The sequence below is a fragment of the Bdellovibrionales bacterium genome (genome assembly GCA_041662785.1).
In the GTDB taxonomy this organism is placed as follows: Bacteria; Pseudomonadota; Alphaproteobacteria; order UBA9219; family UBA9219; genus UBA8914.
The window spans coordinates 17,443-28,785 of record JBAZRW010000015.1; the positions used below are offsets into that span (position 1 = coordinate 17,443).

11 protein-coding genes and 1 pseudogene are annotated in these 11,343 nt (G+C 55.2%); 4 read left to right on the plus strand and 8 right to left on the minus strand.

Features of this window, described 5'->3' with window-relative positions:
* Positions 1-130: 130 nt before the first annotated feature.
* Positions 131-697: a 16S rRNA (guanine(966)-N(2))-methyltransferase RsmD gene (gene rsmD, locus WC612_08120; protein MFA6280731.1), complete on the plus strand. Its 567-nt coding sequence runs from the start codon at positions 131-133 to the stop codon at positions 695-697.
* 21 nt (positions 698-718) lie between these two features.
* Here the strand turns inward: rsmD and mutL are convergent, their stop codons facing one another.
* From mutL to WC612_08140, 4 genes are read right to left on the minus strand one after another with little or no spacing between them, the layout of a single operon-like run.
* The gene (gene mutL / locus WC612_08125; GenBank protein ID MFA6280732.1) at positions 719-2,494 is read right to left on the minus strand and encodes a DNA mismatch repair endonuclease MutL; all 1,776 of its coding nucleotides are present in this window, start codon (positions 2,492-2,494) and stop codon (positions 719-721) included.
* Complete coding sequence (locus tag WC612_08130) at positions 2,491-3,525, minus strand: glycosyltransferase (GenBank protein ID MFA6280733.1); 1,035 nt, start codon at positions 3,523-3,525, stop codon at positions 2,491-2,493. The genes mutL and WC612_08130 overlap by 4 nt, the downstream gene beginning before the upstream one ends.
* 15 nt (positions 3,526-3,540) lie before the next feature.
* Positions 3,541-4,803 carry a pentapeptide repeat-containing protein gene (locus WC612_08135; GenBank protein ID MFA6280734.1) on the minus strand — a complete coding sequence of 421 codons (1,263 nt, stop codon included), beginning with the start codon at positions 4,801-4,803 and terminating at the stop codon, positions 3,541-3,543.
* The gene (locus WC612_08140) at positions 4,794-5,750 is read right to left on the minus strand and encodes an LD-carboxypeptidase (GenBank protein MFA6280735.1); all 957 of its coding nucleotides are present in this window, start codon (positions 5,748-5,750) and stop codon (positions 4,794-4,796) included. Before WC612_08140 ends, WC612_08135 begins: the two co-directional genes overlap by 10 nt.
* A gap of 255 nt (positions 5,751-6,005) precedes the next feature.
* Here WC612_08140 and WC612_08145 point away from each other — a divergent pair, with 255 nt between their 5' ends.
* Positions 6,006-6,923, plus strand: a complete 918-nt coding sequence (locus WC612_08145) for a hypothetical protein (GenBank protein ID MFA6280736.1) — start codon at positions 6,006-6,008, stop codon at positions 6,921-6,923.
* A gap of 4 nt (positions 6,924-6,927) precedes the next feature.
* Here the strand turns inward: WC612_08145 and WC612_08150 are convergent, their stop codons facing one another.
* Complete coding sequence (locus WC612_08150) at positions 6,928-7,806, minus strand: hypothetical protein (GenBank protein MFA6280737.1); 879 nt, start codon at positions 7,804-7,806, stop codon at positions 6,928-6,930.
* A gap of 217 nt (positions 7,807-8,023) precedes the next feature.
* Here WC612_08150 and WC612_08155 point away from each other — a divergent pair.
* A pseudogene (locus WC612_08155) lies at positions 8,024-8,233 on the plus strand (cold shock domain-containing protein).
* 99 nt (positions 8,234-8,332) lie between these two features.
* Entirely contained in the window at positions 8,333-8,533 is a 201-nt protein-coding gene (locus WC612_08160; protein ID MFA6280738.1) for a cold shock domain-containing protein, read from the plus strand.
* Positions 8,534-8,540: 7 nt separating this feature from the next.
* Here WC612_08160 and WC612_08165 read toward each other — a convergent pair whose 3' ends face one another.
* From WC612_08165 to WC612_08175, 3 genes are all read right to left on the minus strand, one after another.
* Positions 8,541-9,938: a hypothetical protein gene (locus WC612_08165; GenBank protein MFA6280739.1), complete on the minus strand. Its 1,398-nt coding sequence runs from the start codon at positions 9,936-9,938 to the stop codon at positions 8,541-8,543.
* A gap of 32 nt (positions 9,939-9,970) precedes the next feature.
* Positions 9,971-10,714, minus strand: coding sequence for a glycerophosphodiester phosphodiesterase family protein (locus WC612_08170; protein ID MFA6280740.1), 744 nt, complete (start codon positions 10,712-10,714; stop codon positions 9,971-9,973).
* A 154-nt stretch (positions 10,715-10,868) separates the two neighbouring features.
* Positions 10,869-11,343 (minus strand): hypothetical protein (locus WC612_08175; protein MFA6280741.1); only part of this gene is annotated, 475 nt, incomplete at its 5' end.

Consider the following 11,343-nt stretch of genomic DNA (forward strand, 5'->3'; position numbering starts at 1 on the left):
GGGGTTATAAAAGGCTTTGGTAAAACGTAACCCCCCACCTGAAAAAACCAAGCCCTTGCTATCGCAAGCGCAGGTTTTTTCTTCCTCCCCCGCAGGGGGGAGGCCTATCAAGCCATAAGGAGCACAGCCGATGCGTATAACCGGCGGGACATTGCGGGGACGGACACTGAAAGCGCCAGAGGGCCTTACCACAAGGCCGACCAGCGACCACGTGCGGCAAGCCGTCTTCAACATTCTCTTGCACCATGATTGGGGCGCATCCCTTGGCCGCGTTCTGAACAACCGCGTCGTTTTGGATGCGTTTGCAGGCACGGGCGCGCTGGGGATCGAAGCGCTGTCGCAAGGCGCAGCCAAGGCACTCTTTTTCGAAAAAGACCGCGCCGCGCTGGCCACGCTGACGGCCAATATTACGGCGATGAAAATTCAAAGCCTCACGAGCCTTTTCCCGCATGACGTGCGCCGCGCTCAGCTAGCCAGTGAGCCAGCCTCCCTTCTTTTTTTGGATCCACCCTATGGCAAGGGCCTGATCGAAGCGGCCATCCAAAAACTTTCCGCGCAAGGCTGGATCGCGCCGCATGCGCTTTTGGTGTGTGAAACAGCGAGGGGCGAGGCGCTCGCGCTGCCGGAAAATTGCCCCCACCACCTCACACGCCCCTATGGCGATACGGAAGTACATTTCTTGGAATGGACGGCGTAACACCCCCACTCGTCATCCCGCCTATTTCCGGTCAAACAACTTCTGCAAGTCGGTGAGCTTTAGCTCCACATAGGTGGGGCGGCCATGGTTGCACTGGCCTGTGTTGGGTGTTTCTTCCATCTGGCGGAGCAGCGCGTTCATCTCGTCCGCGTTCAGCGACCGCCCTGCCCTCACCGAGCCATGGCACGCGATGCGTGAGCACAACGCCTCGATCCGTTTTTCCAACGCGCGAGAGGTTTCGTTTTCCGCCAGCTCCTCTGCCAAATCGGTCAGCAAGTCCTTGACGGAAACCTGCCCGATCAGCACAGGCGTTTCGCGAACCAGCACCGCGCCGTCGCCAAAGCCTTCAATCACCAAGCCAAGCTGCGCCAAGTCTTGCGTCGCCGCCAAAAGCCGTGAGGCCGCGCCCGCGCCGAGATCCACCACATCGGGGATCAGCAAAATCTGACTTTTCACGCCACCAGCCGCCAGCACGGCCTTCATCTTTTCATAGACGATACGCTCATGCGCCGCATGTTGATCAACGACCATCACGCCATCATCCGTTTGCGCGATGATAAACGTGCCATGCACCTGTGCCACCGCCGCGCCTAAACGCCCGAAAGAGCGGACAGGCGCGGACGCTTCGCTTTGTGCCGTACGAGCCTGTGGCGGCATAGCATTATCCAGCATGCCTTCCGTAAAGCCATGAGCCGAAGGCACACGGAAAGACGGCGACTGTGAGAACAAAGGCGCAGGCTCGGCCTGCAGCATCGTCATGGCCGTCGGCGTGAGGGCGCTGGTCGTAAACTGCGCCGCCCCGTCCAGAGCATAACGAATGGCCGTGACGATAAGGCCGCGCACGCGGGCACTATCGCGAAAGCGCACTTCTGCCTTCGTGGGATGCACGTTCACGTCCACCTCACGCGCAGGCACATCCAAAAACAAAACAACCGCCGGATGCCGCCCGCTAGGGAGCAAATCGCCATACGCGCCGCGCACCGCACCCATCAAAACCTTATCGCGCACGGGGCGGCCATTAACGAACAAATACTGATGGCGCGTCGTCGGGCGGTGTGCGGTCGGCAAACCCGCATAGCCCGAAAGACGCAAGCCCTCGCGCTCATAATCCAGCGGCGCGGCATTGCCCATAAACTCATCGCCCAAAACAGCGGCCAGCCGCTCACGCCGCTTTTCAGGCGCGGAGAGTAGCGCGGGCGAGGCGCCATAGCGCACAGGGCGGCGGTCATCTTCGGTCAGCGTGATGGCGACGTCCTCATGCGCCATCGCGATTTTCTCGATCATCTCACGCGCGGCCTCGGCCTCAGTGCGTGGCGCTTTCAAAAACTTCAGCCGCGCAGGCGTCGCAAAGAAAAGATCGCGCACTTCGACCACCGTGCCTTCGGGCAAAGCGGCGGGCTTAACGGGCGAAACCGCGCCGCCCTCCACGACAATTTGCCACGCCTCGTCCGCGCCTTTTGCGCGGCTGGCAATCGTCAACCGCGCCACCGCGCCGATGGAAGGCAACGCCTCACCACGAAAGCCAAAGCTTTGGATGTTCCACAAATCCTCATCGGGAAGCTTGGACGTCGCGTGACGCTCGATGCACAGCGCGAGTTCCTCTCGCGTCATGCCGCTTCCATTATCCGCCACGCGGATAAGCGCCTGCCCACCTTCGCGCAAGGTAATATCGATAGAGGTCGCGCCAGCATCCAGCGCGTTTTCGACAAGCTCTTTGACGGCGGCGGCGGGACGCTCCACCACCTCGCCCGCTGCGATGCGATTCACTAAGGAGGGAGGAAGGAGGCGTAGAGTCATGGACGCTCCAGCCCAAAATGATCTTCCCACGCGGCGGCCACCGTGTCCCACGACAGCGCGGCGCGTGTTTCCTGCGCGGCGGCATGTTGCGCCATCCACAAAGCATCCTCTTGCAAAAGACGCAACGCGGCCTGCGCGAAAGCCTCAGGATTCTGCCTTAAAAAGCCCGTTTGTCCGTCGATTACGCGCTCAGCCAGCGATCCAAGACCGGCGGTCACCAGCGGCAATCCCGCCGCTTGCGCTTCAGCCGCCGCAAAGCAAAACGTCTCGCCCTCATCCCCGCGATAGAGCATCACGCGGTTGCCTTGCATCGCCGCCGCCAATTCCCCCTTGGACAAAGGATCGTGCAACACAACGCCCACCGCCGCGTAGCCTTCGGCATGGGTCAACGCTTTATCTAACTTGTCATCCTTGCGAGAGCCGTAATTGCCGCGCCCCGCATAGACGTGGAGTTTGGCATGCGGCATCACGGGATGGATGAGCCGCGCCCACACGTCCAAAACCCAATCAAGGTGGCGACGCGGATTGGACAGGAAAATCGCTGACGGCACAGGCGGCGCGGTCAGCGCGGGCATGGAAGAAAAAGGCTCCCCCACACCATGGGGGATAAGCGCAGGATTAAACGCGGGAATCCAGCGCGGCCACGTCGCGCGATGATAAGCGCCCAAAAAAACCAGCGAGGGGTGAAAGCGCATATAGGGCAGCAAATGACGTGGCTTGCGCATGTACCGCGCAGGCCCATGCATCCATAAAGCCTTATGATGGCCGTGAGCATGGGCAAACAATTTGGCTACGCAGTTAGCAATGAGCAGATCGTAATGTTCGCCCCACGGCGTGAAAAGCGGGCGATAGAGAACGCCGTTCACCTTTTCATCTGCCGCGACCATGCCATGGACGGCCACGCTGTGCCCCCGCGCTGCCAGCGTCTCGGCCAGCATCACCGTTGCCGTTTGAATGCCGCCCAAAGGCCCTTCGCGCAAACTTGCGCCCGTAAAGGGAAAACTGTCATCCAGAAAGGCTATCCGCGCCATGGTTGTCCCTTTCTTTTACTTGGTCGTTTCGTTGATTTGTTTTTGCTGCTCTGGCGTAAGCCGTGCGCCCGCCATCTTCGCGCCCGCAAATACCGCGCCTGTCAAATCACTGCCAAGAAAATTGGCGTTTGTCAGATCCGCGCGACTGAAATCTACCTGCCTTAAATTAGATTCGGACAAATTGGCATAGCGCAAAGCGGCCCCTACCAAGCTCGTCACAACCACACGACCAGCGCTGACTTCCAAAGGTTGCAACTGCGAGCCTTGCAGGTTCGCGTTACAGAAATTCGCACCAGAAAAATCGCTGCCGCGCAAATCGGCGCGCGCGAAATTCACATGGCGCAAATCGGCCTTACGCATATCCGCCACCTGCATTTGCGCGTCGGAAAAATCAAGCCCATAAAGCATAGCGCCGCGCCCACGCATCATGCTGACGCACGCCCGCGCCATGGAAGGCGAACGGCGCAAATCAAAATGATCAATTTCAAGCCGCCGCCCGCCCTTGCCGTCGCTACCAAGCCAGATAAGGTGCTGGCGGAGGCATTCCGGCAACGATTCCGGCAAGTCCTTGGCCGTCGGCCCCATGGCCGCTTCGGTAAGCGCGCCTTCGGTAAAGGCTTCCTCCAGCTTGGTCGCATTCGTTGTCACGTTGATCAAAACCGCGCCGCGCAGGTTGGCCCCCTTCACATCGCACAGGCTTAAATCCGCATCTTGCAGATCCACACCCGCCATATTGACGCCCTGCAAATTGGCGCGAACAATTTTGCACCCCCGCATCGTCGCGTCGCTAAAATCGCAATTGTTGGCAATCGCGCCCGATAGTTTGGCGCGGGAAAGGTTTGCACCGCTAAGGTCTGCCCCACCCGTGCCCGCCATCGGCAAGGCGCTGGCTCCGGGAACCATCTGCACGCCCTCACGCGTTGTCATCGTGCCTTCACGTAAATCCACATCCGTCATATCAGCGCCAACCAATTGAGCGCCGCGCATGCAAATGCCACGCAAGTCGGCCCGCACAAGGCTAGAGCCTTGCATACTGGCAAGGCGCAAATCGGCACTGAACAAATTGGCATAATCCAACCGCGTTTCGCGCAAGTCGGCTTGACACAGCATCGCGCCCGTAAAGTCGGCATGTGAGAGATCATGCCCCGCCAAATTAAGCCCCGACAAATCATGATGCGCCAAAATCGCCCGCATCCCGCCCATACGCGCAGCGCGGAACATGGCGTGCTTTTGCACCATTTCATCAAGGGTCGTCTGGTCGATCCTAATCAACTGCATGGGGTGACCTCCATGGCGCTTTGGCCTTGTTTTAAAGACAGAGACACCGTCGCGCCGACAGGAAACGTCATCAAATGCCGCCCATGCCCGCATGGCACGTTAAAGGCCAAGGGGATATCGGGCGGAAGATGTTTGAGCATGATATCTTTAAGGCTATGTCCGTAAACAGTGTGTTCCCTTGGATCCAAATCAGGTTTTTCATCCAAAATATCGATCATCTCGCCTACCAAAACGGCGCGAACGCCCTTAAACTTTCCGGCAAGGCGTAGATGAGTCATGGCCACCTCGATTTTGTACAAAGGCTCCTCAACATCCTCGATAAAAAGAATGGATTCTTCGCTTGGCCACTCATAAGGCGTGCCAATCAAAGTTCTGAGTAAACTTATATTCCCGCCGATTAAACGGCCTTGCGCCGCGCCTTCACGATCAATCTCAAGATCGGGAAAAGTCAACGTGCGCTCGCCTTTTTCAATCATGGCAAATAAAGCCTCCTCCGTTCGCACATCAGCGTTTTCGGAAAGAAAGTTCCACCCCATTGGTCCATGAAACGTTACCAAGCCAGTGCGCATCGTAATCGTGTTGACCAGCGCGGTCATGTCCGAAAAACCGACAAAGGGTTTGGGATTTTTTTGAATAGCATCGTAATCCAGTCTTTCAAGAATCTGGGTCGCGCCCGTCCCTCCGCGTACACAAAAAACCGCCTTGATCGAGGAATCCACAAACATGTCCATCAAAGCCTGTGCCCGCGCCTCATCGCTACCCGCCAGCGTTCCGTTCTTCAAATAACATTGTTCATGAACCACAACCTGATAGCCGCGCTCTACCAACTTCTTTTTAAAATTGTCTGTCCATGCGCGCGGCGCATGGCAGCTTGGCGCGACGATGCCGACCTTGCCATGCGGCGGCAAAAGAGGCGGGAACGCAGCAGATGTCAAATCGTTGACCATTTTTTCTCCAAGAAACACAACAAAGGGCGTCATCCCCGCGAAAGCGGGGATCCCGTTTTATTTTTTAACCAAACGGGATGCCCGCCTGCGCGGGCATGACAGCGTGTTTAATGCCGCATCGGCCACTAACACACTTATTTTGAAAGAAGACTAAACTAAAAGAGTCATAAAGTCATGTTTTTCTGTTGATTCTATGGCCGCATCCTTTCATGGTAGGCACGTTTTCCTATCCAGAATCGAAAGAGGCTTTTTCCCATGATCCTATCCCCCGCCGCCATGCTCAAACGTATTCACGACACCAAGGCTGTCTCTATCTGGAATCACCAGACAGGCCCCATTTTCTGGTATGCCGCCAGCGTGCCCGGACCCTTTTATGTGAATACTGAGCTTGTGATCGGCAAGGATCTCTCCGCCTCTCTGCTGAAGCAAATTACGGCGATTGTAGCGGAAACGCCGACGGCGGCCGAGCGCGCGCAAAAGCTAGAGACGATGATCATGGACGCGTATAACGCCGATGCGACCTTTCAAAACATTATTGAAACGATGGTGGCCAAGACGAAAGAGTCTTTCTCGACTGACTCCTTTTCACTGATTTCCGGCGGCGAGAGGCGCGATTGGCTGTTTTCCATTCCTATGGCCAAATTGATGGGCCTTCGGCACGTTTATCTGTTCAAAAACGGCGATTTTTACTGTGAAAAGCCGCTGAAAATGGGCGAGGTTGCGCTGCATGTTGCCGACCTGATCAACAACGCCGCCAGCTATTTTGATGCGTGGCTCCCCATCCTTGAAAAAGCGGGACTAGCCTGCGTCGGCACGGTGTCCGTCAATGTACGCGGCAACATTGGAACAGATCGCCTGAAAGCCAATGGGCAAAAGGTCGTGACGCTAAACACCATCGACACAGGCTTTTTTGAGCAGTCCCAAGCGGACGGCTTGATCGACGCCAAAACGCTGGAGGAAATCCGCCTGTTCTTTAAGGGCGCACCAGAATGGGCAGCAGCGTATTTGATGGACAAGCCCGCTTTGTTCAACGCGAGCGGTATCGACGCCAAATCGTTTGAGCGGCTAGAGACGTTCTTTACAAAGGATCCTTGGGGATTGAAGGGAACACACGCGGCCTTTTTTGAGGCGATGCACGCGGCGATTGACAAGCGTAAAGCGCAAAAGGCCTAGCAGGCTAAGGCGTTTTAACGGCTTCAGGAGAGGCGGCGCTGTCACCCTTTTGCACTGTCGTTTCCTGCGTTTGCGAGGCCAAAACACTGCTTGTTTTTGTCATAAAGTTCAGGTCTTTCGATAGCCCCATTTCAGTCAGCGCCGATTGCAGCGCGGCCAGAGTTTTGCGGTCGCTTTCCATGGCTTCCAGTTGACGGCGACGGTAATCAGTAAACGCCTCGCAAGCTTGGTTTGTTTCCTTTTGCACGGCGGGGTCCACTTTCTTTTGTGCTAGAACGGGCGCAGGAGCGCCCTTCTCGGCCTTATTCGACTGCGCCTCGCGATCCAGAGCCGACGTGGAAACACGCGACGCCATGATGGATTTGACTACTGAACTAGGAAGAGAAGCAAAACGCACCTTGAACGGATCGCGGCCAAGAATATGAACAAGCTGCGCCGCTTCCTCTTCTTTGGACAGCTCTTGATCCGCCACAGCAAACGGTTTCCAGTTTTGTTGCGCGATCAAAAAGCCCTCTTTGTCCTCCTCCGTCGATTCAACAGGGAAAATATGCTGGGTGTTGTTTTCGATCGACGGCAAACTTGTCAGATTTAAAGGGCGCACGGGCTCGGCCTTCACGGGCACGGCAGAGGCAACCAACTGGGGAGGCTTTGTTTCTTCGACGATAGGACGCGCGGCGTCCTCTTCCTCTTTCTTTTGATTTTCTTCGAAAGCATCCAGATCAACCCACTTGGCACCAAAGGCAAAGGGGTCTTGCGTCTGCGCCTGAGCTTGGTTGCCAGAGAAAGAAAAGAGCGCCATCAAAGCAAAACAAAGCGCAAAAAAGCCACCACGCGCCAAAAGGGCACGGGAGTCCATCCGTTTCGCTGTTGTTTTTCTTGTCATGGCAACCTGCCAAATCCATGTCTTTCAACACTGATTCTATGACAAGAAGCCTAATAAATGCTGAATGTTAGACCTTTTAAAGACCCCTTTTTTGTCTGAAAAGCCCAAACCGCGCGCGCCTTTCCTACCCCTTTTAAGAATTCCCATTGTTTAAACGAAGAAAACTGATAATAATGGCCTTACTTTCCGTTTTCTTTTACTTGCGTGAGGTCGTACGTTGTCATCTTGTGATTTCTCGGCTCCCTCTCAAGGAGTTCAGGTCGAAGCCGTTGTAAAATGGTTTAACCTTTCAAAAGGTTTTGGTTTTGTCGCGCCTGCGGACAATTCTCCTGATGCCTTCATGCATGTGTCTGTTTTGACTCGCGCAGGGCTTCAGCAAATCGCGGAAGGAACAAAACTTCTGGTCGAAATCGACGACGGCCCCAAGGGACGCCAGATCCTTCAGATCATCTCGGTTCTGGGACAAGGGGAAGTGCCGCCCGAGTCTCTTCCATCGCGCCCTATCCCCACGGGCCCGACTGAAGACATGCAAGGCACGGTCAAATGGTTCAAGCCGGAAAAAGGCTTCGGCTTTGTTGCGCCCGAAGATGGCGGCAAGGATATCTTTATCCATAAAAGCATTGTCGCCCGCCTTGGGCTTGCGACCTTGGAAAATGGACAGCATGTCAAAATGGCCGTCCACACATCCCCCAAGGGCCGCGAAGCCGTATCGGTTGAGCTGCTTTAAGAGGTCTTTATTGCCCCGTTAGGATGCGATCAACCAGCTGCTTGACAATCGGGATTGCTGCGCCCGCATAGAACGGGTCTTCGCCAAAGCGATAGCAATTATGCCCTGCAAACATCAGATAATTGTCAATATCGCCCTCATGCGCGACGTTTTGCAGCGACTTTTGAATGCAGAACGAGCGCGGATCGGCCATGCGTCCCGTCGTGCCGCTTTCGCCTTGCGACCAGTTCGAAAATTGGCACTGCGACAGGCAACCCATGCAGTTGGTTTGATCCACCTGAATCTCACGCGCCTCTTCGGGCGTGACGAAAATCAGTGTGCTGTCGGGCGTACGCAAAGCCTTGGTTAGCCCCGCCTGCATCCAGCCTTCGGCCTTGGAAAGATCATCCGGCAAGATATAGATCGGATTGCCAACCGGCCCCGTTTTAAAGGTCTGCGTAAAGCCATCGCGCGATTCCGTCACATAGGGAATCTGCCGCTCACTGCGCTCATAAAGCTTCTTGAGGAACGGGTTCAAAACCGCCGAGGAATAAAAGCCCGTTGGCGAGAATTTGTTCAACGCCACGTCGCCTTTGCGCACCGTCAAAAGCCTATCCTTCCAGCTTTGCGGGATGGGGCTTTCCTTGGTCAAAAGGGGACGCGTGCCAAATTGAAACGCGATGGGACCAAGTTCAGGATTATCGATCCAGTCCTGCCACTCGGACAGCCACCACACGCCGCCCGCCATGATAATCGGCGTCTCGCCAAGGCCGTATTCGCGCATTTGCTGGCGCAAGGCCATAACGCGGGGATAGGGATCTTCGGGAACCAAAGGATCCTCGCTGTTCGACAGGCCATTATGGCCGCCCGCCCGCCACGGATCTTCATAAACCACGCCGCCCAGAAGCTCGCGCGTTTTGTTGAACGAGCGCAACCACAGCGCACGAAAGGCGCGAGCCGAGGAAACGATAGGATAGTAGAAAAGGTTATAGCGGCCCGCAATTTCGGACACGCGGTAAGGCATACCCGCCCCACACGTCACGCCGTGGACAAGGCCTTTTGTGCCTTCCAAAACGCCTTCCAAAATACGCTCGGCTCCGCCCATTTCCCACAAAACATTGATGTGTAGCGCGCCGTGTCCGCCGGAAACCTCATGCGCTTTTTGAAGCTGCGCGATGCCGCCTGCGATGCCATAGGCCACAAGCTCTTCATGCCGATCTTGGCGCGTTTTGCCGCGATAAAATTGGGGAATGCGAACGCCGTTTTCGTCATAGCTGTCGGCATTGACCGCCGATACCGTTCCAATGCCACCAGCAGCCGCCCATGAACCAGAGCTTATTCCATTGGTCGCAGAAATACCCTTCCCGCCTTCAATCAAGGGCAGGACTTCCCGTCCAGACATGCGCACAGCGCTCAGTGTTTTCACGCGTATCCTATCCTTTCAAAGGGAATATCCCATTATAAACAATCAAGTATAGCTCGCGGGCAACCAGCATAGACGGCGGCGACGCCCCAATCCAGCAATTCTTTTGCCCGCTCAGGCTGCTGCACCGTGTAGGCCAGCAAAGGAACCTTATACCCAATCATTTCCTGCACGCGCGCTTGCGTGAGTTGTTCTTCATAAACGCAAATCGCGCTTGCCTCAACTTGATCAACCTTATCGCGCCACTTCACGTCCCAGCGATCCATCAAAACGCAACGCGGCCAATGAGGCTCAAGCTGCGCCGCAACCTCAAGGCATTCTAGATCAAAGCTGGAAATAACAGGAAGATCATCACGGTCAGGCCATATTTTCGCCATTTCAATCATGGTGACCATCGTCGTCGCCTTGGCCCGTCCAGGGCAAGGCTTGATCTCGACAATCACCGACATATCACTAGCCAGAACAGCGGAAATGACATCGACCAACAAAGGAATCTTCTCGCCTTTAAAGCGAGGATCAAAAGAGACCCCCGCATCAAGATTCTGGAGCGTCTCCCACGTCGCCTCAGCCACAAAGCCTTGGCCGGTCGTGGTGCGCTCCAACGTCTCGTCGTGCATCAAAATGGGGATACCGTCATAGGTTATTTTGACGTCGAACTCGATCCACTTCGCGCCTTGCGCTTTGGCTTCGCGCACCGAGGCCAATGTGTTTTCGGGCGCATTAAGCCCCGCCCCTCGGTGGGCGATGACAGGCGGATTAAAGGCAAGGTGTGGAATCATGGTTGAAAAGTATTAGCTGAAAAAACGAGCCGTTTCCATCCTTTGTTTTTAAATGTGTTTAGGGGCTGGTTTGGGTGTTTTCTGTTTAGATGGATCCATCATCCTCTTGCGGGAGGGCACGAAAAACGCACCAGCTTTTTCGGTAAGAGATAGTCTATTTCATCGGCAAATGTTTAACAGCGCCTTTTCCAGCGTTTGAAAGAGCTGTGTCATCGCGGACAGGGTCTTTGCCTGTGAGTTGCCCCTGAAGTTCTTCAACTTTGGCAGAATGATGCCACCCACCCCCATTACCAATCATATTATTCCGACAGTTGCAGGAGGGTCTTCTAAAATTGTTCTTCCAATCTTTAAAATCAGATTCAAACGCCGCATACAGTGAACCGACGGGGTTTTCAGACCGAAAAGCCGCAACTACACTGGCCTGTTGGGCATCGCCTTGGCTCGCTGAAGGGCACACACTAAAGGGAACCAAATTACTTTCGTTCTGAGTCTTATCCATTTTTTTGGCATAATGATCAAAAAGGTGTGGGTAGATTTCGTATAAGTTTATGATAGATTTGAGGAAAAGGGAGTTTTTGAAGGTGTCACAACAAAAACTGTCCGAAGTGTGGATGTTTTTCGATCTATCG